Here is a 24395-nt window from a genome sequence, read left to right as displayed (position 1 = left end):
TTTAATTGAATGAAAAAAGTATTTGTTTTTTTACCTGATGGGGTTGGACTTAGAAATTTCGCTTATACAAAATTTCCTAAGTTTGGCTTGGAAAATAATATAGATACCGTTTATTGGAACAATACAGGGTTTGATTTAACCACATTGGGTTTAAATGAAATAAAAATTGAAAATAGTAAAACGGCTCCCTTGTCGGATATATATAAAAGGGCAAAAATTATAATTGAGTTAAAACAGAATTATAAAAAGACGAACGATAAAGTTTATTTTTCTTATTTGTTTCCTCAATCTTATGCTAGCTTAAAAAGTGCTTTAAAAACGTTTTTAGTAAATTTATTGGTCTTTTTATGCAATTCAAAAAAAGGCTTGGCATTTTTAAACAAACAGATGTTTGCCACAGAACGAACTACGGATTATTATAAAGAATCTAAAGCAACTTTGGTAAAGGAAAAACCGAGTTTAATTTTTCTTACCAATCAAAGACCTTTATCGGCAATAGCGCCACTTTTGGCGGCTCAAGATTTAGGAATTAGAACTGCAACGTTTATTTATTCTTGGGATAATTTACCAAAAGGAATGATGGTTGTAAAATCCGATTGTTATTTTGTTTGGAGTGAACATATGAAAGAAGAATTGAAATTCTATTATCCAGAAGTTCAAGATGATCAAATTTATATTGTTGGAACACCACAATTTGAAATGCACTATCAGTCAGAGTTGTTAATTCCTAAAGAAGAGTTTTATAAAACATATAATTTAACACCGGATAAAAAATACATTTGTTTTTCTGGTGATGATATCACCACTTCACCAAACGATGAATATTATTTAGAAGACGTTGCAAAAGCCGTAGTAGCATTAAATAAAAAAGGAAATAATATAGGAATTATCTATAGAAAATGCCCAGTAGATTTTACAGATAGACATAAGTATATTTATGAGGAATATAAAAATGTCATTACTTTAATAGATCCTTTATGGGATAATTTAGGGAATAGTTGGAATAGGGTTATGCCTACAAAAAAAGACATGAATTTACTGGCAAGTACTGTTCATTATACAAATTTGGTAATTAATGTTGGCTCCTCAATGGCGTTTGACTATGCGGCACAAAATAAACCTTGTGCATTTTTAAACTACGATACAGAAAAAACAAACGACTCAGTTTGGAAGATGGACAAAATTTATAAGTTTGTTCATTTCCAATCTATGCCAAGTAAAGATGCGGTATTATGGATAAATGCTAAGGAAGATATTGAATCGGTTATTATGCAAGGACTGCAAGAGGTGAAAATGAAAGATGCTTTGGATTGGTATGTTAAAATATGTGGAAAGCACCCTGAAAATTCTTCAAAAGTTATTTGGAAAACTATTAAAAATTTGGCACAATAATGCATATAGGATTTATTACACCAGAATATCCTCATAAAAAATTCACCGCGAGTGTGGGAGGAATAGGAACGTTTACTAAGAACTTGGCCGAGCAATTGGTTAGTAATGGAATGAAGGTTAGCGTGTTTATTCCGAGTCAGTCTAATGAATTTATTACGGAATTGAACGGTGTTGAAATTTATTTTGTTCAGAGAAAACGATTCAAAGGCCTAACTTGGCTTACCAATAGAAGGTATTTTAATTCCTATGTAAATAAAATAATAAAATCGAATAAGATAGATGTAATGGAAGCTCCAGAGTGGACAGGTTTTACGGCTTTTATGAAGTTTCCTTGTCCGTTGCTTATCCGTTTGCATGGTTCAGATACCTATTTTTGTCATCTTGAAAAAAGAAAAGTAAAATTCAAAAATAAATTCTTTGAAAAAAGAGCTTTGTTAGGGGCGACTGAAATAATTGGGGTAAGTAATTTTGTTTCACAAAAAACCAAGGAATTATTTTCATTAAATAAAGAAATAAAAACCCTTTACAATACAATTAACAGTGAAGATTTTATACCTAATCATAAAACTATTGAACCAAAAACCTTGTTGTATTTTGGAACTATAATTAGGAAAAAAGGTGTTTTAGAGATTGCCAAAGCGTTCAATATTGTTGTAGAAAAAGACCCTACGGTTCAGCTTTGTTTGTTAGGAAGAGATTGTATCGATGTTTTGGCAAAAAAATCTACCTTAAAGCTTTTTAATGAACTTTTGTCTGTGGAAGCTAAGCGTAATTTTAAACATATAGCTGCGGTTCCTTATGCTCAAGTAAAAGAACATATTTGCAAAGCAGAAATTATTTTGTTACCTAGTTTTGCCGAAGCATTTCCAATGACTTGGTTAGAAGCCATGGCTTTAGAAAAAAAAATGGTGACTTCCAATATTGGTTGGGCTAAGGAATTAATGATAGACGGTGAAACGGGCTATATGGTCAATCCTACAAATTCAGAAGAATTTGCTCATAAAATAATCAACTTGCTCATGCAAAAAGAAGTTGCAGGAATCATGGGGAAAAATGCAAGAGCACATTTAAAGCGTCATTTTGATGCGAAGAAAATATTGAATGAAAATATAAATTTGTATAAGAATTGCATTCAAAATGAAATTTAGTCTCATAATTTGTACCTACCAAAGGCCACAAGCAATTTTAAAGTTGCTAAAATCTGTTGAAAAACAGGAATTGTATCCAGATGAAATTTTGGTGGTTGACGGATCATTGAATGAAGAGACCCAAGACATTCTGCAAGCCCATTCATTTAAAAATCTAGTCTATTACAAAGTATCCGATACAGATAGAGGCTTAACCAAGCAACGAAACTTTGGAATTTCTAAAGTCGCTATGGCCATGGAAATAGTTTGTTTTTTAGATGATGATATCGTCTTAGAAACTTTTTATTTTAAAGAATTGATTCATACTTACAAAATCCATCCAGAGGCTGGGGGAGTAGGTGGTTATATTACAAATGAAGTGCATTGGGATACATTAGAAAAAGATAGAAATTTAGGTTTTGACGATTTTGTATTGGATGGCTCTATTCGAAAATTAGGATCTAGGAATGTATTGCGTAAAAAATTAAATTTATTGCCCAATACCGTACCTTGTTTTATGCCTGAATTTTCAAATGGTTTTTCAGTAAGTTTTTTACCTCCAAATGGTAAAATATATGCTGTTGAATATTTTATGGGTGGCGTGTCTTCTTATAGAAAGGAAGTGGTACAAAAAATTAAATTTTCGACTTATTTTGAGGGTTATGGACTTTATGAAGACATGGACTATTGCCTAAGAGTTTCTTCTAAATACAAATTATTTGTCAATACTGCAGCGCAATTAATGCATTACCACGAGGCAGGAGGAAGACCAAATAAATTTTCCTATGGGAAAATGGTGGTTAGAAATGGATGGTATGTTTGGAGAGTGAAATTTCCAAAGCCTAAATTTAAAGCACGTGTAAAATGGAATTTTATTCTTTTGTTACTGACTTTTATTCGCTTAAGTAATGTTCTAACTACGGCTAATAAAAAAGAAGCGCTCACCGAAAGTTTGGGTAGAATTGCAGGTTTACTGAGTTTAATTTTTAACAAACCAAAAGTCCAATAATGAAGTTTGCTATTATAACCCATGTTGTACATAAAAAAATAGAAAATGAATGGTTTGCTTACGAACCATATGTTCGTGAAATGAATTTATGGTTAAAACAGGTAAACCAAACGAAAATTGTAGCACCTAAAACAAATGAAAATCGGATAAAAATAGAAACAAATTACAAAGGAGAAACTATTTTTTTTGAAGAAATACCGAATTTTAATTTGATTGGCCTCAAAGAAAAAGTAAAATCTATTTTTAAAATTCCTATCGTTTTTATCAAAATAATAAAGACCATGATGTGGGCAGACCATATTCATTTGCGATGTCCAGGAAATGTGGGATTGTTGGGTTGTATTGCACAAATAGCCTTTCCTTCTAAACCCAAAACGGTTAAATATGCAGGTAATTGGGATCCAAAGAGTAGACAGCCAAAAAGTTATAATTTTCAAAAATGGCTGATTTCAAACACTTTTTTAACACGAAATTGTCAGGTACTGGTATATGGCGAATGGGAGAATCAAAGTAAAAACATAAAACCATTTTTCACGGCTTCTTATTGGAAAAAGGATATTGAAAAAATTCCACTTAGAAATTTCGACGAAACCATTAATTTTATCTTTGTTGGAACTTTTAGCGAAGGGAAACAACCCTTATTAAGCGTAAAAGTAGTTGAAGAACTTTTCAAAAAGGGAGAAAGCGTACATTTAGATATGTATGGAGACGGGGCAGAATTTGCTGCTGTTTCAGTATATATTATTGAAAATAAATTAAGTGAAGTGGTTACTTTACATGGAAATTCAGATAAGAAAATAGTACAACAAGCTTTTGAAAGAAGTCATTTTTTACTTTTTATATCTAAGTCGGAAGGATGGCCAAAGGTGGTTGCAGAAGCTATGTTTTGGGGCTGTTTGCCTATTACATCCAAAGTTTCTTGTGTTCCTTTTATGTTAGGAAATGAAACGAGAGGTGCCCTGGTCGAAGCTTCTGTAGCATCTGTAAGCGAAAAGCTTGCTATGTATTTAAAGGATGCAGACTTGTACAAAGCACATGTTTTAAATGCCCAAAACTGGTCGCAGCAATACACACTTGACCGATTTGAAAATGAAATACAAAAATTACTAAAGTGAGAGATATTAGAGCAATGCAAATAGTCGATTCTTTAAATGTTGGAGGGGCTGAGGTTTTAGCGGTCAATATAGCCAATGGCTTGGCTGAGAAAAATATCACTTCTCATTTATGTGCAACTAGAAAAGAAGGCTTGTTAAAAGAAAACATTGCTAGTAATGTTGGGTATTTGTATTTGGATAGAAAAAAAGTTTTTGATTTTGGGGCATTGTGGCGACTTAGAAAATACATGGTTGCAAATGACATAAATACCTTACACGCACATGCTTCATCTTGGTTTATTGCATTTTGTATTAAAATGCTACGTCCGAGTTTGAAATTAATTTGGCATGACCATTTTGGGAATTCAGATTATTTAAGCGAAAGGAAAACCTTTCCGTTAGCGGTTTTCTCTTATTTCTTCTCAAAAATACTTGTTGTCAATTCTAGTTTGAAAAATTGGGCGGAAAGTAAACTTCATTGTAAGGATGTTTTGTTGCTGAATAATTTTGCTTTTTTTGAAAAGAAAGAAGCTGTTACTGTTTTAAAAGGTATAGCAGGAAAAAGAATTGTGCACCTTGCTGGTTTTAGAGAACAAAAAGACCATTTAAATTTATTAGAAGCTTTTAAAAAAATAAAAGAAACACAAACTGATTGGACTTTGCATTTAATTGGGAAGGACTATGAAGATGCGTATTCTATGAAGGTAAAAGAATTTATCAAATTCAATCATCTTGAAACAAGTGTTTTTTTGTACGGAGTATGTTCCGATATTGAGCCTATTTTATCGCAAGCTACTATAGGTGTTTTGTCTTCCAAATCGGAAGGTTTACCTGTGGCTTTATTGGAATATGGATTGGCAAAACTACCTGTAGTGGTTACCAATGTAGGAGAATGCAGCGCTGTTGTTCAACATAATGCAACGGGTATTTTGGTCGAAGCATTAAATCCTGGAAAATTAGCAGAAGGAATTGAATTGCTAATTATGTCTAGAACTAAAAGAGAAAAATTATCTTTGTCTATAAACAAGAAAGTAATCGAAGGATATTCTAAAGAAATATTTTTAGAAAAAATAGTAAATATATATAAGTGTTAAATAAGTATAAAGGAATATTTATCGTTTCTATTCATTTTGTGATTGGTTTACTAAGTACTAGTAAAACAATACCATTAATGCTTGGGCTATTAGTTTTGGCAATAGGTTGTGTTCATATTATACTGACACGAGATCGAAATAACTTGGCTTTATTCTATGCAGGATATCTTACGGCACTCGAGGTTTATTTAAGAATGACTAGTGGTGTCATTTTTTATGAATATGGAAAGTACGCTGTTATTATTATTTTAGGAATAGGTATTTATTATAAGAGAGAGCTTAATTCATCGGTAATTGTTTATTTTTTCTATTTACTGTTATTATTAATTGGTATTTCTATGGCAGATGCACCAACAGAAACTTTGATTAGAAAGCAGATTGCGTTTAACCTTTCTGGACCTTTTGTATTAGGTTTATCAGCTATTTATTTTTATAAAATAAATATTTCAAAGCAGGTTTTACTCAATTCATTGTATTATATGTTACTGCCTGTTTGTTGTATGTTAGGCTTACTCTACGTGAAAACACCAGACATTAGGCAAATTGCATTTAGTGGTGCTGCAAACGTAAAAATGTCGGGAGGTTTTGGCCCTAATCAGGTAGCAACCATATTAGGTTTCGGTTTTTTTCTAATTATGGTTCTCATTTCACAAAAGAAAAAAATCACAGGTGTTGTATTTTTAGATATCCTTATATCGGCATATTTATTTTATAGAGGAATTATGACTTTTTCAAGAGGAGGAATTCTTACGGCATTTATCGCCTTTGGGGGGTTTTTGTTTTTTAGTTTATTAGACAAAGGAAAGTTTGTTGTAAATTTAGTAAAATACCTTGCGGTGGGTTCTGTTGTCGTGGTAAGTGTTTGGATTTACAGTACAGCCGTAACCAATGGAATGATTTTGAATAGATTTACAGGTAAGAACGCAAGTGGAACAGCAAAGGAAGACATAACTTCTGGACGTATTGACATTATTTTAGAACAATTAGGAGGATTTTATGAAAGTCCCATTTTGGGTATTGGAGTTGGTAATGGAAAATATAGAAGACTTGAAGAATATAATGACATGGTGGTAGCTTCTCATAATGAGGTGTTTCGATTAATTGAAGAACATGGTACCATAGGATTATTTTTACTTTTATTATTGATTACCGTACCTTTAATAAATATGTATTATTCAAGTCTTTATGCCAAGGGCTTTTTGTTGGCTTTTTATCTGTTTTGGTTTTTGACAATCAGTCATTCTGCTATGAGAATTGCATTTCCTGGGTTTATATATGGCTTGAGCTTAATACATATTAGAAATGATGATCCGGAAGAATTTGATGACAATTTAGAAACGGATGAAATTGAGTAAAAAAATATTATATATAGGGAATGATCTGACACAGCGATCCGGTTATATGAATACCATGCAAACGCTGAGTAATTTATTAAGAACGGAGTCTTATACCGTGGTAACTAGCTCTAAAAATAAATTTAAATTTTTACGCTTAATAGCCATGTGTTTTGCTATTCTAAAATATAGGAATAAAGTAGACTATGTTTTAATTGATACTTTTAGTACGATTAGTTTTTACTTTGCTTTTGTAACCTCACAGTTAGCCAGATTATTTGGATTGAAATATATTCCTATTTTGCACGGAGGTAATTTACCAGCTCGCTTAGATTCTTCGCCAAAATTAGCTGGTTTAATTTTTAAAAACGCCTATAAAAATGTGGCCCCCTCGGGCTATTTAAAATATGAATTTGAAAAGCGCGGTTTTTTAACTCAATTCATTCCAAATATATTAGAATTAGATTCCTACAATTATATAACGAATAGAAAATTAAATTATAAAATTCTTTATGTGAGAGCATTTGTACAGTTATACAACCCAACAATGGCTATTCGGGTTTTAAAAAATGTGCAAAAAAAATACCCGCAAACAACCTTGTGCATGGTAGGACCTCATAAAGATGCTTCTTATATTGAAACAGTCTCTTTGGTTAAAGAGTTGAATTTAAATAAAAGTGTAGAGTTTACGGGTACATTACCTAAAGAAAAATGGCATAAATTATCAGAAAATTTTGATGTTTTTATAAATACAACTAATTTTGACAATACGCCGGTAAGTGTGATGGAAGCGATGGCATTGGGAATTCCAATTGTATCAACCAATGTTGGTGGAGTACCCTATTTAATTGATAATGCAAAAGATGGTATTTTAGTTGATAAAAATGACGATATTGCCATGACAAATGCAATTATAGATTTATTTGAAAATAGCACAAAAAGACAAAAAATAACGCAATGTGCAAGAGAAAAAGTGGAAGCTTTTGATTGGCAAACTGTGAAAAAAGATTGGATAAATATTTTAAATTAAAGATTTGAATTTAAGTAAAACCTACCGAGCCATGATTGATAAACAACGAAATGTTTATCAAGATGCAAAATTATACGAACAAAACAGAAATGATGTAGAAACTTATGTTGATGTTTTGCAGTGTATAGAAACAAATCAATCTTTAACAAAAGAGGGAGATCGTTTAAAAAGTGATGCTTCTAGCAGAGAATATGCGATAAAAGATAATATTGTAGATTTTCGTGACAAAAAAATTCTTGAAGAAGATAAAAATTGGGGTCGATTGAATTCTAAATTTTTAAATTATCACAAAGCCTTGACGTCTTATGCACTGATGCGTAATTTACCACTTACACATTATATTAGTAATGAAACAGGTTTGGCGCATGTTAAAGGCAAAACAATTGTTGATGTTGGGGCAGGAACAGGTCAGGCACAGTGTAGCTTTTTCAGATATCCTGAAGAGAATAATTACTTTTTGATAGATCCAAATGTTCGTTTGTTACACGATCAATTTTTAAGAATTTATCCGCAGTTGTTAGAGACTAAAATGAATCATTTATTATGTCATGCTGAAAAATTACCTTTCAAAGACAATTCAGTAGATATTGTAATGAGTTTGGCTTCAATTGATCATTTTGCAGATTATAAAGCGTTTATCAAAGAAGCTTATCGAGTATTAAAGCCTGGTGGACAGTTATTTATTTTCAGTCATTTGGATGTGCCTTTAGGTGGTAGGGTCATGACCAAATTAAAATCACTAAAATGGTCTTTACCAAGTTTGTTAGAAGTGGTGGCAAGAAAATGTTATCAGGTATCAAAAAGAGTATCTGTTGATGATCATACTTTTCATTTTCATACATCAAAACCTATGGAAGATGCCATGGTAGATTCCCAATTTAAAATAAATAAAAAAGAAGAATTTGCAAGGTATTTTTACCTTTTAGGAGAAAAATAGAGGAGCTCTTGTAACACCACGCTTCATGTTCAAAAAAAAAATAAATAAGCTGTTTTATAACAGCCCTATTTGGATACAAAATGTATGTATTTCTTGTTATGGCTATTATCGAAAAAACAGACGTTTTGGGGGTGTTTTTTCTGAGTATGTAGCTGTTTTTCTTCAAAATGAAAAAAAGACGGCAGAAGCTTGGAAAGATTATCAAACACAGGAACTAAGAAAATTATTAGTGCATGCGTTTGAAACAGTGCCTTATTATAAGGAGTTGTACACAAAACATGGGTTTACAATTGAAGATTTCAAAAATTTTGAACTAAGTCAATTGCCGAAATTACCTTATTTGGAAAAAGAGGCTTTGCGTAAGTTTGGAGAAAATAAATTATTGTCGTTACATAAAAAACCAGGCGGGTTTTATTCCAGTAGTGGAAGTACCGGGACTCCTACAAAAATTTATTTCAGTAAATATTTTCATCAAATTTGGAGTGCAGCCTATGAAGTGCGAATTCGTAAATGGGCAGGTATCGATAAGACCATGAATAGAGGAATGATTGGTGGAAGAAAAATTGGTGAAGACAGTTCTGCGAAAGCTCCTTTTTACCGTTTCAATGCGGCAGAAAAACAAACTTATTTTTCTGCGTACCATATTTCTTTAGATACGGTTGATGATTATGTTGCCGGTTTTGTAAAGAATAAAGTAGAATACTTAGTAGGCTATGCCATGAGTATTTATTATTTGGCAGATTTTATTGTTCAAAAAAAAATAGAAGTACCGAAGCAAAAAGCAGTGATCACTTCAAGTGAAAAATTAACTTCAGAAATGCGAACGGTCATTGAAAAAGCGTTTCAATGCAAAGTGTACGATAGTTATAGTGGCGTAGAGGCCTGTGGACTGATCTCTGAAAATTCTTTTGGGGAACTTATTTTTAGTCAGGATACCGGAATAATGGAAGTTGTGGATGCGCATGGAAATGAAGTTTTGACAGGTGAAAATGGAGAAGTTATTGCAACAGGTTTGCTAAATTTTGACCAGCCTTTAATTCGATATCGTATTGGAGACTGTGTGACTATGGCCAAAGAACAAAAATCAAAAAGTAATGTTCAGATGCCTATTGTAAAAGAAATTTCAGGTAGAACTGAGGATACGATTACTACTTTAGATGGTCGTAAAATGGTACGATTCCATTCCATATTTACAGATATAGAACATTTAAAACAAGGGCAAATTATTCAAAATTCTCTTTCAGAATTTGAGTTGAATTGTGTAGTACATCCATCATTTTCAAAAGAAAGTGAAAATGAAATGCGTACACGTTTAAAAAAGCAAATAGGAGAACAAGTGCAAATAAAATTTAATTATTTGGATACAATACCGTTGATGGCAAATGGGAAGTTTCGAGCAGTTATTTCAAAAATAGAACAGTAATTATGAGTAAAACTATTTGGGTATTAAATATGACCGCAGGAAAGTCGGATTCTGGTTGGGGAGAACGTCATTATTATTTTAGTAAATTTTGGGTGAAAAAAGGATACGATGTGAAAATTGTTTCAGGTTCCTATAATCATTTGTTTAAAAATCAACCTAAGATTGAAAATAAAAAGTTTACTCTTGAAGAAGTGGAGAAAGGAATTACATTTTGCTGGGTAAAAATACCAGAATACGATGGAGGAAGTATTTTTAAGCTTTGGAGTATGATTGTTTTTGCATTCCGTATACTAAGTTTAACTCCAGAATTATTGGGAAAACCTGCTGTAGTTTTGGTTTCATCCATGCCAATCTTCCCTATTGTTTCGGGTTGGTATTTGAAAAGAAAATACAAAGCCTCAAAATTATTTTTCGAAATTAGAGATTTATGGCCGTTAACACCTATGTATTTAAAAGGCTATTCAAAATGGCACCCAATGGTGGTGTTAATGAAGTGGTTTGAAACATTTGGCTATAAAAAAGCCGACAAGATTGTTTCGCTGCTTCCTAATGCACATAGCTATATAAATGCGATTTCTAAAGACCCTTCAAAGTTTGTTTGGATACCTAATGGTATTGATGAGGATTTATTGGTAAATGAAGAATTGCCGCAAGAAACAATCGCTAGTATTCCTAAAAATAAATTTATTGTAGGGTATACAGGAACTATGGGAATGGCAAATGCTTTAGAATATTTAATAGAGGCTTCTATATTGTTAAAAGCAGATGAAAAGATTCATTTTGTTTTGGTTGGTGATGGTTATTTAAAAGAAGAGTTGCAAAATGAAGTAAAGGGAAATACCAATGTGACGTTCATTTCCAAAATAAATAAGAACCAAGTACAACACATGCTTAGTTATTTTGATGTTTGTTTTGTAGGCCGTAATGATACTCCACTTTTTGATTATGGTGTTTCTTCTAATAAGTTTTTTGATTATATGCTTAGCAAAAAGCCTGTATTAGTTTCTTCTAATAAAATTAACGATCCAATAGAAATGTCGGGTGGTGGAATTATTGTAAAACCTGAATCAGCAGAAGCCATAGTAGATGGGGTAAAGTACTTTGCCTGTAAAGAAGATAAAGAATTAACAGCTATAGGTTTGAAAGGCTATGAATTTGTGAAAGAGAAGCACAATTTTCAAGTTTTAAGTGATGCATATATCTCATTATTTTAAGCATTAGTTTGGATAAAAATTTTATTTCAATTGTTTTTTATATTTTATGAAGGATCACCTTGTTTTTCAATAGAAATTGATAACTTTGAGTCCCCCTAGGAGTACAACTCATTAATTGACGTTTTACTGACGAATGAATAGAAAAAAGAAAAAACAATATTTAAATATCTCTGAGCGAAAAGTATTACTTCGCACCATGGATTTTTTAGCAATCGTCCTAGGCTTGTATTTTTTAACGAGTAAAGAAGGAATTAAATATATTTCTTTTGAAAACGAAAAAATATACACATGGTTTATTGTGTTTTATTTGTACTTTTTATTGTTTGGTAATATTTTTGAATTGTACAATTTAAAATTATCGAGTAGTAGATATGCTACCGCTAGAAGTGCTTTTGTAACTGTAATTACAACGGTGTTGTTTTATATATTTACACCATTTATAACACCTTCCTTACCAAATGATCGTATTGAAATAGTCTACTTTTTTTTAGTAATATTTATTCCAATACTTTTTTTTAGACTTTTTTACACTTCCTTTATATTCTCACCACTTTATACAAAAAGTATTGTACTCATCGGAGGGAATGATCGCTTGTTGGAAATTTTAGATATTATAGAAAAAAAGGCCTACCAGAATAATGTTGTTTGTTACATTTCTGACAAAAAAATTGAATGTAAAAATGACTATAAATTTATCAATATTAAGGACGCCAATTTAATAGAAATTGTAGAAAAACAACAAGTAGATGAAGTTGTTATTTCTTCTAGTACGGCAAATGTTAAAGATTATAATGAAATAAATAAACAATTTGTATATTTATTCGAACATGGAATCAATATGAAAAGTATTGAGAATATGTATGAAGAAATTACCTACTGTGTTGCTAAAGGAAATTTGGATAGTAATTTTTATAAATATTTATCTTTTAGCCATAATCATGAAAATGCTTTCTATTTATTTTACGTTCGTTTTGTAGATGTTTTTATCTCTGTTTTTGGATTGATATCCTTGCTACTCATAAGTCCATTTGTTTTTATTGGAAATCTTATAGCCAATAAGGGGCCTTTGTTTTACAAACAAACACGTGTTGGTAAAAAGGGGAAAACGTTTAACATTTATAAATTCCGATCTATGATTGTAAATGCAGAGAAGAATGGTGCGGTTTGGGCATCAAAAAACGATGCTAGAATTACAAGTTTTGGAAAGTTTTTGAGAAAAAGTAGGATTGATGAAATTCCACAATTTTGGAATATTTTTGTTGGTGACATGAGCCTTATCGGTCCAAGACCCGAACGTCCTGAGTTTGTAGAAAGTTTGCGATCAGAGTTGCCTTTTTATGCTATTAGACATGTTGTTAAACCTGGACTAACAGGATGGGCACAAGTCATGTTTCCGTATGCAGGAACTATTGAAGAGCAAGAAATAAAATTGCGATACGACTTGTATTATATAAAATCTAGGGGAGTGTATTTAGATTTTAAAATTTTCATAAAAACCATAAGTACAATAATTCATTTTAAAGGACAATAGACTTAACAAAGGTTTATTGTTGAAGTAGAATTGGAAACTGAGAAACAAAAAGTTGTATCTTCCAAGCATGAAAACCATTTCTCAGTGGGTTTTTTTTTCTGTTCTTGGATGGAAATTACATGGAGCTTTCCCTAAAAAGCTAAAAAAATATGTTGTAATTGTATACCCACATACCAGTTGGGTAGATTTTCCGATTGCAATTCTTATCAAATATATCACAGGTATTAATGCTGCTTTTGTAGGAAAAAAAAGTCTTTTTAAACGACCCATTGGGTGGTTTTTTAGATACTACGGAGGTATTCCTATTGACCGGACTAAAAATCATGCAATGGTGAATACGGTGGTAGAAAAATTTAATGAAAATGAGCATTTTATTTTCAGTCTTTCTCCAGAAGGAACTCGTCGTAAAACGGACCGATGGAAAACCGGATTTTATTATATCGCTAAATTGGCCAATGTTCCTGTAGTAAAAGTAGCGTTGAATTATGAGAAAAAAGAAATTTTCATTGATACTCCTTATGAACTTAATGGAGATATAGACGTGGACATGAAAAAGATTCAACAATTCTTTGTGCATGCTAAAGGTTTAAATCCACAACAAGATAGTACCTTGAGCTATCTAGATTCTTAATTTTTACTATAATTTTTAGTACCTTACCATCTTACTAAATTAGTGTACTTCATGAAAAAAATGGCTTTGCATTGGAAGATCTTAATTGGAATGCTTCTAGGAATACTCTTTGGCTTATTAATGCTTCAGTTTTCCTTCGGGAAACAATTGGTTTTAGATTGGGTTGAACCGTTTGGGACGATCTTTGTAAGAATGCTAAAATTGATTGCAGTACCCTTAATCATCGCTTCATTAATAAAGGGAATTTCCGATTTAAAAGATATTTCTAAGTTTAAGTCCATGGGACTAAAAACAATTTTATTGTATGTAACTACCACCGTATTTGCAATTTCAATCGGACTGGGGCTTGTGAATTTCACAAAACCGGGTGAAGGAATTTCAGAAGCAACCGTAACTAAGTTAAAGCAAACTTATGCCTCTAACGATAAAATTAAAGAAAGAATTTCTGAAGCGAATAAACAACAAAGTAACGGGCCCTTGCAATTTGTGGTAGATATGGTTCCTGACAATGCCATACAAGCCATGAGTAATAATAAGATGATGCTACAAGTAATCTTTTTTACCATCTTTTTAGGAATTAGTATTTTGTTAATTCCAGAGGAACAAGCCAAACCTTTAAAAGATTTTTTTGACTCCTTAAACTCCGTAGTGCTTAAAATGGTCGATTTGATTATGCTCTTTGCACCAGTAGCTGTTTTGTCCTTATTGGCAACTGTTATTGTAACGACCAATGATCCGGATGTATTATTTGCGCTTTTACGTTATGTTGGAGTGGTGGCCGCAGGTTTGGTATTAATGATTTGTTTCTATCTGCTAATTGTTTCCGTATACACTAAAAAATCACCTATTTGGTTTTTAAAACAAATTGCTCCTGCACAACTCTTAGCTTTCTCAACAAGTTCTAGTGCCGCTACTTTACCGGTTACTATGGAAAGGGTTGAAGAGCACTTAGGGGTAGATAAAGAAGTTTCTAGTTTTGTGCTTCCTGTTGGTGCTACCATCAACATGGATGGTACTAGCTTGTATCAAGCCGTGGCTTCCGTTTTTATCATGCAAGTTTTATGGCCTGAAGGCTTAAATTTTTCTAATCAGTTGGTCATTGTGTTAACAGCACTAATGGCCTCAATTGGTTCTGCAGCGGTTCCTGGTGCAGGAATGGTAATGTTGGTTATCGTATTAGATGCCATTGGTTTTCCAAAAGAATTGTTGCCTATTGGTTTGGCATTGATCTTTGCAGTTGACAGACCGTTGGACATGTTAAGAACGACCGTTAATGTAACGGGTGATGCTTGTGTTTCCATGATAGTTGCAAAGTCGGAAGGCAAATTAGGAGATCCACATGTGCAGAATTGGGACGACCATTATCCTAGCAAATAAATCTATCTAACTCTTCTTTAGTAGGGATTCTGCATTGCTCTTTTTTACCATACCAGGCATATCTGCGTTTGGCAATAAAATCGTAAACAGCATCTCTAATAAATTTGGGAAGAATAAAAAATACATATAATAAAGGCCAAGCAGCATTTAATTCTTTTGCAATTTTTAAAGCAGCACTCGACTTTGTGTAAATTTTATTATTTTCTATAAATAAAATACTATCTATCTCTTTAAGTTCAGGCTTTGTTCGCTCTAAAAAACTTTGTGCCTCATTTGATTGTAAGGAGCAGAAGGAAAACTTTTGTTTAAGATCCCTTTTGATCACAAACTGAACCGATGAATCACATAAATTGCAGAAACCATCAAATAAAATAATTGCGTTCTTTTTGCTGCTAAACGTATTCATAGGTTTAAAATTAAGTTTTAAAAACAGGCAATAATTTGCTCAGCAACTTTCAAGGCTTCCGCGCCTTGGTATAATGATACTACTGGCGTTGTGTTTGTTTCTATGGCCTTCGCAAAAGATTCTAATTCATCTAAAATAGCATTATTAGGTGCCACTTCTGGGTTTTCAAAATAAATTTGTTTCTTAACACCTTCGGCATTTTGTAAAATCATGGCAAAATCACCAGGGTTTTCAGGAGCATCTGTCATTCTTACCAATTCACTTTTCTTTTCTAAGAAATCTACAGAAATATAGGCATCTTTTTGAAAGAAACGAGATTTACGCATGTTTTTCATAGAGATTCTACTTGCTGTTAAATTAGCCACACAGCCATTTTCAAATTCTAGCCGAGCATTCGCAATATCAGGAGTTTCTGAAATAACAGAAATTCCACTAGCCTGAACCGTTTTTACTTTGGAATGTACCACACTCAAAATAATATCAATATCATGAATCATTAAATCTAAAACCACTGGAACGTCTGTTCCTCTAGGATTAAATTCAGCCAAACGATGCGTTTCAATAAACATAGGGTTGTGGATAGATTCTTTTACAGCTGTAAATGCCGGATTGAATCTTTCTACATGACCTACTTGTCCACGTACACCATTTGCTTGAACCAAATCTCTTAAAGCTGCAGCTTCTTCATAAGTTTTGGTAATCGGTTTTTCAATAAACACATGTTTTCCTGCTTTTACAGCTTGTTGTGCACAGTCAAAATGAGAAAGTGTTGGCGTTACAATATCAATAACATCTACAGCAGCTATTAAATCACTAATCGAGTCAAAAGCAGTATAACCAAATTCTTTGGCTACTTTTTCAGCATTTTCTTTAATGGGATCATAAAAACCAACCAAGTCAAATTTTTCAGATTGTTGCAATAATCTTAAATGAATTTTTCCTAGATGACCAGCTCCTAATACGCCTGCTTTTAACATGTAATGATGAATTTATAGGTTGAAAATTATGACTCTATTGTGTTGTTTGACTTTGTTGTAATTACTTGAAAATTTAAAAAGTCAACTTTTAAACAAAAATAGAAATCTTTGGTGATTAATTACTAATTTTAGCCTTCCAAAATTCAAGAAATACGTGAAAGACACTTTAAAGCATCAAGGCCTTCGAAATCAGTTGGCTAAATTAATTTCAGAAATGGGTATTACTGATAAAAATGTACTGAACGCCTTATCAAAAATTCCACGACATTTATTTTTGGATTCTAGTTTTGAAGATTTTGCTTATAAAAATCAAGCCTTTCCAATTTTGGCAGATCAAACTATTTCTCATCCGTATACAGTGGCATTTCAGTCACAATTATTAGAAATTAAACGGGGAGATAAAGTTTTAGAAATTGGTACAGGTTCTGGATATCAAACGGCTGTTTTAATGGAACTTGGTGCGGAAGTATATACCATAGAACGTCAAAATGAGTTGTTTAAGAAAACAAAATTGTTTTTACCTAAATTAGGCTATTGGCCTAAATATGTGGGATTTGGCGATGGTTATAAAGGTTTGCCAAATTACGCTCCTTTCGATAAAATAATTGTTACCGCTGGTGCTCCATTTGTGCCGAAACCTTTGTTGGCACAAATAAAAATAGGAGGGACATTGGTCATTCCTGTAGGCGAGGAAACTCAGATTATGCATATGTATAAAAGAACGGGTATGAAATCGTTCGAAAAGCATGAATTGGGTGAATTTAAATTTGTCCCCCTGTTAGAAAAGAAAAATTAATCGCTAAATTTATGTTAGCTGAAAAAATATCTGAAAAGTATGGGCTATTTAGAAGAAGGATTTAAAGGTGCAACAGATTGGTGGCGTTATATAGCAAGTATTGTGCTTGTTTTATTGGGTGTGTTTTTTGGTTCTATTCCTTTGAGTTTTGCTATTGTAAATGTCGCTGAAAATAGTGATGTAGATGCGACAAAATTAAATGACATTACGTATGTTTTGACTTTATTTGATTCTAATATATCGTTAATATATATGGTGTTGCCCTTTGTTTTTGGACTAGTAGCACTATTTTTTTCGGTAAAGTTTATACATGATAAAAGCTTAACATCCTTAACAACAGCTCGAAAAAAGATGGATTGGAAACGATTCTTTTTTTCTTTTGGAATTTGGTCTTTTTTCGTTGTATTCTTTTTTGGAATTCAGCTTTTAAGTGCTCCCGAACTTTTTGAATGGAATTTTGAGTTAATACCTTTTTTAGGATTATTCGCCTTAGCTTTAATTCTTATTCCCATCCAAATTGCGTTTGAAGAATATGTATTTCGTGGTTACCTGATGCAAGGTTTGGCAATGGTTTCTAAAAATAGATGGTTTCCATTGTTGGTAACCTCAGTTTTATTTGGTTTGATGCATTACGAGAATCCAGAGATTGATAAATTGGGAAATGTACTGTTGTTGTATTATGTTGGTACAGGTTTGTTTTTGGGTGTTTTGGCTTTAATGGATGAGGGTTTGGAACTTAGTTTAGGTTTTCATGCCGCAAATAATTTGGTGACAGCCTTGCTTGTTACTGCCGATTGGACTGCTTTTCAAACACACTCTGTTTTTAAAGATTTATCAGAGCCAACGCTATTTTGGGTATTTGTACCTATGCTGGTACTTTATCCTATATTGCTATTCCTTTTTTCTAAGAAATACAAATGGAATAATTGGAAAGAGAAATTGAGTGGAACGATAACTGAAATACATGAAGTTGAAGAAATTGGAATTTAATAGATCTTTTAAATTAAATAAGAGTTCTTTTGAAAATGTAAAAGACTTGCTCTTGTTTTCTAAAGATTTGTCTACAGATATAGCTGATTTTTTGGTTGATTGGTTTGATAACAAATTGTATGTTGAAGTAAAAACATCAGGATCTACCGGAATTCCGAAGCGAATACAAGTTCAAAAAAAGCATATGGTAAATTCAGCCGTGGCAACAGGTACTTATTTTGATTTAGGGGCAGGTACTAAAGCATTGCTATGCTTGTCTGCAAACTATATTGCTGGTAAAATGATGTTGGTTAGAGCATTAGAATTAGGTTGGGAGCTAAGCTATACAAAAGAGAATAGCTGTCCGTTAAAGGATCCTAAATCTCATTTTGATTTTGCAGCCTTGGTTCCTTTACAAGTTGCCAATTCAATAAACGATTTGAACAAAGTAAAGAAAATTTTGGTCGGGGGCGGAGTCGTGTCTGAAAGTTTAAAGAAGCAGCTAATAGATACGAGTTGTCGTTTATATGCTAGTTATGGTATGACAGAAACGGTGAGTCATATAGCTCTTAAAAAATTGAATAATTTTCTGCCAGATGAAAATCAAGAATGTTATAGGGCTTTGCCAAATGTGTCATTTTCAATAGATGCAAGAAATTGTTTAAAGATAGACGCTCCTTTGGTGTCAAATAACTGCATTATCACTAATGATGTAATTTCATTGTACTCAAAAAAAGAATTTGTTTGGTTAGGTCGTTTTGATTCCATTATCAACTCTGGTGGACTAAAATTTATACCGGAACAAATAGAAAAAAAAATGGCTAGCCATATTGAGGAACGATTCTTTATTTATGGTTGTCCAGATGCTCGTTTAGGAGAAAAACTTGTTCTTTTTATTGAAGGAGAAGGGAGTATTATTTATGACAAGTCTGAGATTGCTCTTTTTTTAAAACAGGTAGACTTAGATAAATTTGAAATTCCGAAGGCTATTTGTTTTGTGCCCAGTTTTGCAGAGACAGCTACGAAGAAAATTCAAAGAAAAAATACCGTAGCACTTACGGAATACGCATAAAAAAAGCTCGATGTATATTCTACAACGAGCTTTTCAGATTTTAAAAATATCTAAAAGACAGTTTTAATTAAATTACTTTAACATCAACTGCGTTCATACCTTTTCTACCTTCTTTTAATTCGAACTCAACTGAGTCTCCTTCTCTGATTTCATCAATTAAACCTGAGATGTGTACGAAGAATTCTTCGTTAGTGTCGTCTTCTGTAATAAATCCAAATCCTTTTGATTCATTAAAGAACTTTACTGTACCGTTTTTCATTATAATATGTTTTAAAAACACAAATATAGTATTTTTTTTATTTTATAAAATAAAAAAGAATAAATTTATTTGCAACAGTTTGTAGGCTTAATCTATCCTAAGGAGAATTTTATTGGGTAATGTTAATGGTTTTATCACTTTATTAAGTTCGATTATAATTGATCTAAAGCCTGTAGAATAGTATTCGTTATGCCTCTATCATCAAATGAAAATTTGATCAGAATATTTTAAATATAAAATAACAACCCCACTAATTTTGTTAGTGGGGTTGAATTTTAGTTTAATAATTATATTTAATTTTTGACAAATGATTCAACAAAAACATTACCATCATAAATTACTTTAGCCAAATAAGTACCTTTTTTAAGGTTTTTAATACTTACATTTTGCCCTTTATTAACATCCTGAATAACCTTAGAATAAATCATTTTTCCAGAGAATTCATAGATTTGAATTGTACCAGGGACGTTTTCTCCAGTATTTAAAGATATGCTAACATTGTTTTTAGCAGGGTTTGGGTAAACAATAACTTCTGGACTAGCAGCTGTATTGTTTTCGGTAGTTTTAAAACTATTTGGACTTGATGTTATGGTCGGTGTGACTGTTATACAAGTTGCTTCACAATCACCTAAAGTATCACCATGATTTTCTATATGTTTGGCCACTGCATTGGTGCTAACATTAATCATTACAAATTTGTTTTTGCTACTGCTTGTATGATGACAGATGGTAACTTTTCCTTTTTGGATGTTACCTTTTTTATCGTAACTCCTTGCGTCTATTACACAAACTTCAATAGAGGTAGTTGCAGAACAACCGTTAGAATTAGTTACTACAACAGTGTAGATAGTGTTTGCAGTTGGCTTGATTGTAGGGTTCGCTACATTATCAATGCTTTCACCCGAATTGGCGGTCCAACTATAGGTGAACCCACTTCCACCGTTCGCATTAGTTACTAATTCAATTTCACTTGGACCATATCCGATAAATACAGTATTCTGATTTTGTCCATTCACTGCAGTAAAATCATCAATTGTGACGGTTGGAATTACTCCTTTAATTGTAACTATGGCCACATTAGAAGATGAGTTTCCATTTACATCAGTAACAGTCAATGTAACTTTATGGTCACCATCATCGCCACATTCAAAGAAGTTTCTAGAGATTTCCATAGAAGCTATTTCACAGTTGTCAAAACTTCCTCCGTCAATACTTTCAGGTGTTATTGTTGCTTCTCCATTTGATAGAGCAACAATAATGTTTTGAGTAATTACAGTTGGTACAATTGTATCACTAACAACTACATTAACGGTAGTAGTTGAACTGTTATTATTGTTATCTGTCACCGTTAAAATAACGTCGTTATTACCAATATTTGAACAATCAAAATTTGATTTGTCAACCGAAATAGAAGCGATACCACAAGCATCTGTACTGCCATTTTCAATGTCTTCAGCGCTAATAGTTGCATTTCCATTAGCATCTAATTCAACAGCCAAATCATTAGCAATAATATTAGGAGCGGTGTTGTCGGTAACTAGTATATTGAAACTTTTAGATACATCACCGCAAGCATTTGAAGCGTTCACAGTAACAGTCGTTGTTCCTAAATTAAATAGAGACCCAGAACCAATTCCTGAGCCATTACCGGTAGTGGCACCTGTAAAAATATAACTAATTTCTGCCGCAGGATTTCCTACTGTCGCAACATCGTAAGTTACTACAGAAGTACATACTCCAATATCCGTGGTCGCTTCAATATTCTGAAGTTCCTCTGGAATATCAGCAGCCAAACAAGTTATTTCTGCAGACAATGGATAGCTTAGTAAGCTTTCATCACAGTCATTTGATTCAATTGTTAAATCAGCTAAATAAGTAGTGATATTTGGTGCATTAAATACGACATCAAGATTTGCAGAACTTCCGGGTGCAATTGAGTTTGAAGAAATATTGAAACTAAAGTATCCTGCATCAACACCTGTTATAGAAATACTGTTGATATCTAGGCTGTTAGTTCCTGTATTGGAAATTAGGAAAGTTTGCGTATAATTTTGATTAGGCAATATATTCCCGTAATCTCCGGAACCAACCACGTCAATTTCAGGAGGATTGGAAGCAACCGTAATTTCATCTGAAATTGCTGAACAACCAAATAAGTCAATTACTCGAACACTATAATTACCAACAGTATTGGTGGTGTATATTTGTTGAGTTGCATTCGGAATATCCACACCATTTAACATCCATTGATAAATAGATGATTGAGATGCTGTTAATTCAGCATTTCCGTCTGGAGGACAAATATATGTTGTTCCTGATGGGGAAACGTTGACAGTAGGATTGTTATTAACAGTAACAACAGTTGCTAAAGATTCACCTGAGCATCCGCCTGAATTGGTAACATTTACGGTATAAGAACCTGAAACGGTAGCATCATAGGTTCTATTTGTAGCACCAGCAATTACAACACCGTCTTTTTTCCATAAATAAGAATCGCCAAGATTCGCTTCCATAGGAATTATACCTCCTTGGCAAACAGTAGTTTGGCCACTAACAATAATGGCAGCGGGTTGTACATTTACAATAGCCGTACAAGTGGCAGTGTTTCCACCATTGTCAGTCACGGTTAAAACAACTTCGTTTTCACCAATATCTGCACAGGTGAAATTAGCATTAGATATTTCAATTTTATCTAAGCCACATGCATCACTAGATCCATCATCTATCATATCTGCAGTAATAGAAACAGTACCTTGAGGACTCAAAGCAACTGTGATGTTTTTACATATTGCGGTAGGTGCATCCGTATCAACTTGTGCACTTATGTTTCTATGAAAAAGTATTCTGTTTGAGCTGATACCAGAAGTGGCAATATCTGGAACAAAATCACCATCCAAATCACCAATTACAATACCCGAAACTTCTGCTTGCCAACTAGAGTTGTAATCGATTCTAGCAGCAAAGGTCGGTGTGCCTGGTGCAGAAGAAGTGTTTTTGTAAACAGAGAAGACATTCGCACCTAAAGATTTAGTTACGATGTCTGGATAACCATCACCATCTACATCTCCAACCCCAATTCTATAATTAGCACCTGGGGCCGCTAAGTTAACAGTAGAAGCAAAAACAATATTTCCTACAGTAGAAATATTTCTCCATATAGCAGTATTTGTAGCTCCTGAATAATTACAAGAAGTAAAATCAATTTTTCCATCTTTGTCAAAATCTGCAAGTCCTGCTCTATAAGGATAAGATCCTCCAGAGGCCCAAAATTCAGGGGCGTCAAAAGATTGAGTCATACTTCCTGTAGCAGTTGTGTTTCTGATAGAAACAGCTCTGTTATAAGGTCCTTGTGAGGCAATAAAATCTGTTTTCCCATCACCATCAATATCGGCAACTTGAATTCCTGTACAATGTCCAGGGTTTGCAATATATTGTGCAGAACCAAAGGCAATATTTCCAGGCCCTGTACTTGTATTAAAGGCAATATAAATATTATTTCCATTACTACCGATAATGTCTATTTTCCCATCATTGTTAAAATCACCTGCAGCTATTTGGTATCTACTAACTTGAGGAATACTTTGAGGAGCTGCAAAAGAAATATTACCTGGTCCTGTACTCGTATTTCTATTTACGTAGTAAGTAGATAATAAATCTTTTAGACCGTCACCATCAAAATCAGCAGCATAGATACTTTGTCCACCACCGCTACGATTAATTTTAGTAAAAGATAAATTCCCAGGAGTAGAGTTATTAACTGCAATAGTTAAACCACCACCGTTACTAGAAGAAATTACCTCAGGTTTACCGTCTAAATCTAAATCTTGTGAAATCATGTTGTAAGCGCCATAAACACCTGTTAAATCAAACGCTCTGTTATTGTATGTTTGATTGTTTAAAGGAGTAGGGCAAAAAATCCCATTAAAAGCGACTTTCGAGTAAGCTGTTAAATCACATTGATTGGTAACTGAAATAGGTGCTGTTGAAGCACCTACAGGAACAACAACTTTTAAGGTCCCAAAGGTAGCACTAAGTACTTGAGCTTTTGTAGATCCAAAATACACAATGTTGTTAGTGATTATATTAGAGTCAAAATTTGCTCCAAAAATAGTTACAACACTTCCAATAAAACCAGTATTAGGTTCAAAACTGTTAATTACAGGAACGTCGTTGCACGACTGTGCGGTTGATTGCTGACTAATACTAAAGAATGCAATCAAAATAAATATTGAGATTATTTTTTTCATGACCCAGTGTTATAAGTTATTTCAATTTTCATAGTAGCAGCGTCTATACCTGCAGGTACTTCAAATTTTAAATTTGAATTTAGTTCAGATTCACATGATGAGATATTCATGTCACCTAGTTTGGTAGAGAACAAAGGAATTGTTACTTGAGCTTTGTTTCCAGTAGCATCGGTTAAGTCAAGTGTAAATCCAATTTTGGAATGAGAACCGCTTTCATCAAAGGCATTTAAAATAACTTGCGCATTAGAAGTTGGAGAGCATTTTACAACGGCATAGGATACATCGTAATGGAACTCAGCTTCTTCTAGTGGTTGCCATTCTTGAATAAATTCTGGTGGGTTTTGTGAGTAGATTGAGGTTGAGAAATTCAACACAATGGCCAATAAAGAAACTTTTATAAGTGTCTTTAGGTTTTGGTTTGACAAGAGCTTTGGTTCGAACTCTTGTAGTTTTGAGAGTGAATTGTTCATGAAAAT

Annotated in this window: 21 protein-coding genes; 16 read left to right on the top strand and 5 right to left on the bottom strand. The window is 32.9% G+C overall.

Going from position 1 to position 24395, the window contains the following annotated elements; genetic code table 11:
- Positions 1–9 precede the first annotated feature (9 nt).
- The 13 genes from FGM02_RS09235 to FGM02_RS09175 all read left to right on the top strand — a co-directional run bounded on the left by FGM02_RS09235 (position 10) and on the right by FGM02_RS09175 (position 15193).
- Positions 10–1392: a UDP-glycosyltransferase gene (locus FGM02_RS09235; RefSeq protein ID WP_139958078.1), complete on the top strand. Its 1383-nt coding sequence runs from the start codon at positions 10–12 to the stop codon at positions 1390–1392.
- Complete coding sequence (locus FGM02_RS09230; protein WP_139958077.1) at positions 1392–2540, top strand: glycosyltransferase family 4 protein; 1149 nt, start codon at positions 1392–1394, stop codon at positions 2538–2540. Before FGM02_RS09235 ends, FGM02_RS09230 begins: the two co-directional genes overlap by 1 nt.
- Entirely contained in the window at positions 2530–3528 is a 999-nt protein-coding gene (locus tag FGM02_RS09225) for a glycosyltransferase family 2 protein (protein WP_139958076.1), read from the top strand. Before FGM02_RS09230 ends, FGM02_RS09225 begins: the two co-directional genes overlap by 11 nt.
- On the top strand, positions 3528–4643 hold the full coding sequence (locus FGM02_RS09220; RefSeq protein ID WP_139958075.1) for a glycosyltransferase family 4 protein: 1116 nt from the start codon (positions 3528–3530) through the stop codon (positions 4641–4643). Before FGM02_RS09225 ends, FGM02_RS09220 begins: the two co-directional genes overlap by 1 nt.
- A complete protein-coding gene (locus tag FGM02_RS09215; protein ID WP_139958074.1) occupies positions 4640–5716 on the top strand; it encodes a glycosyltransferase in 1077 nt (358 codons plus the stop codon). The genes FGM02_RS09220 and FGM02_RS09215 overlap by 4 nt, the downstream gene beginning before the upstream one ends.
- A gap of 77 nt (positions 5717–5793) precedes the next feature.
- Entirely contained in the window at positions 5794–7071 is a 1278-nt protein-coding gene (locus tag FGM02_RS09210) for an O-antigen ligase family protein (RefSeq protein ID WP_139958073.1), read from the top strand.
- Positions 7058–8080, top strand: a complete 1023-nt coding sequence (locus FGM02_RS09205; protein ID WP_139958072.1) for a glycosyltransferase family 4 protein — start codon at positions 7058–7060, stop codon at positions 8078–8080. Before FGM02_RS09210 ends, FGM02_RS09205 begins: the two co-directional genes overlap by 14 nt.
- Before the next feature lie 4 nt (positions 8081–8084).
- Positions 8085–9017 (top strand): class I SAM-dependent methyltransferase, encoded by a 933-nt coding sequence (locus FGM02_RS09200; RefSeq protein WP_139958071.1) that lies wholly within the window; start codon positions 8085–8087, stop codon positions 9015–9017.
- 25 nt (positions 9018–9042) lie between these two features.
- Positions 9043–10440, top strand: a complete 1398-nt coding sequence (locus FGM02_RS09195) for a phenylacetate--CoA ligase family protein (protein ID WP_139958070.1) — start codon at positions 9043–9045, stop codon at positions 10438–10440.
- Between the two features lie 2 nt (positions 10441–10442).
- On the top strand, positions 10443–11654 hold the full coding sequence (locus FGM02_RS09190; RefSeq protein ID WP_139958069.1) for a glycosyltransferase family 4 protein: 1212 nt from the start codon (positions 10443–10445) through the stop codon (positions 11652–11654).
- A gap of 133 nt (positions 11655–11787) precedes the next feature.
- Entirely contained in the window at positions 11788–13185 is a 1398-nt protein-coding gene (locus FGM02_RS09185) for a sugar transferase (RefSeq protein ID WP_139958068.1), read from the top strand.
- Positions 13186–13252: 67 nt separating this feature from the next.
- Positions 13253–13816: a 1-acyl-sn-glycerol-3-phosphate acyltransferase gene (locus FGM02_RS09180; RefSeq protein ID WP_139958067.1), complete on the top strand. Its 564-nt coding sequence runs from the start codon at positions 13253–13255 to the stop codon at positions 13814–13816.
- A gap of 51 nt (positions 13817–13867) precedes the next feature.
- Complete coding sequence (locus FGM02_RS09175) at positions 13868–15193, top strand: dicarboxylate/amino acid:cation symporter (protein ID WP_139958066.1); 1326 nt, start codon at positions 13868–13870, stop codon at positions 15191–15193.
- Here the strand turns inward: FGM02_RS09175 and FGM02_RS09170 are convergent.
- Positions 15183–15599, bottom strand: coding sequence for a thiol-disulfide oxidoreductase DCC family protein (locus tag FGM02_RS09170; protein WP_139958065.1), 417 nt, complete (start codon positions 15597–15599; stop codon positions 15183–15185). The genes FGM02_RS09175 and FGM02_RS09170 overlap by 11 nt on opposite strands.
- Before the next feature lie 17 nt (positions 15600–15616).
- Positions 15617–16576 (bottom strand): Gfo/Idh/MocA family protein, encoded by a 960-nt coding sequence (locus FGM02_RS09165; RefSeq protein WP_139958064.1) that lies wholly within the window; start codon positions 16574–16576, stop codon positions 15617–15619.
- A 154-nt stretch (positions 16577–16730) separates the two neighbouring features.
- Between FGM02_RS09165 and FGM02_RS09160 the strand changes: the two genes are divergently transcribed.
- The 3 genes from FGM02_RS09160 to FGM02_RS09150 are packed head-to-tail and all read left to right on the top strand — an operon-like array spanning position 16731 to position 19413.
- Complete coding sequence (locus FGM02_RS09160; protein ID WP_139958063.1) at positions 16731–17372, top strand: protein-L-isoaspartate(D-aspartate) O-methyltransferase; 642 nt, start codon at positions 16731–16733, stop codon at positions 17370–17372.
- Between the two features lie 39 nt (positions 17373–17411).
- Positions 17412–18362 (top strand): CPBP family intramembrane glutamic endopeptidase, encoded by a 951-nt coding sequence (locus FGM02_RS09155; RefSeq protein WP_139958062.1) that lies wholly within the window; start codon positions 17412–17414, stop codon positions 18360–18362.
- Entirely contained in the window at positions 18337–19413 is a 1077-nt protein-coding gene (locus FGM02_RS09150; protein WP_139958061.1) for an AMP-binding protein, read from the top strand. The genes FGM02_RS09155 and FGM02_RS09150 overlap by 26 nt, the downstream gene beginning before the upstream one ends.
- A 67-nt stretch (positions 19414–19480) precedes the next feature.
- Here the strand turns inward: FGM02_RS09150 and FGM02_RS09145 are convergent, their stop codons facing one another.
- From FGM02_RS09145 to FGM02_RS09135, 3 genes are all read right to left on the bottom strand, one after another.
- On the bottom strand, positions 19481–19672 hold the full coding sequence (locus FGM02_RS09145) for a cold-shock protein (protein WP_139958060.1): 192 nt from the start codon (positions 19670–19672) through the stop codon (positions 19481–19483).
- Between the two features lie 293 nt (positions 19673–19965).
- Complete coding sequence (locus FGM02_RS09140; RefSeq protein WP_139958059.1) at positions 19966–23919, bottom strand: FG-GAP-like repeat-containing protein; 3954 nt, start codon at positions 23917–23919, stop codon at positions 19966–19968.
- The gene (locus tag FGM02_RS09135; RefSeq protein ID WP_139958058.1) at positions 23916–24389 is read right to left on the bottom strand and encodes a hypothetical protein; all 474 of its coding nucleotides are present in this window, start codon (positions 24387–24389) and stop codon (positions 23916–23918) included. Before FGM02_RS09135 ends, FGM02_RS09140 begins: the two co-directional genes overlap by 4 nt.
- Between the last annotated feature and the right edge of the window lie 6 nt (positions 24390–24395).

Source organism: Flavicella sediminum (genome assembly GCF_006381105.1).
In the GTDB taxonomy this organism is placed as follows: domain Bacteria; phylum Bacteroidota; class Bacteroidia; order Flavobacteriales; family Flavobacteriaceae; genus Flavicella; species Flavicella sediminum.
The sequence above is the reverse complement of the archived record's forward strand: the minus strand, read 5'-3'. Positions and strand labels throughout refer to the sequence as shown.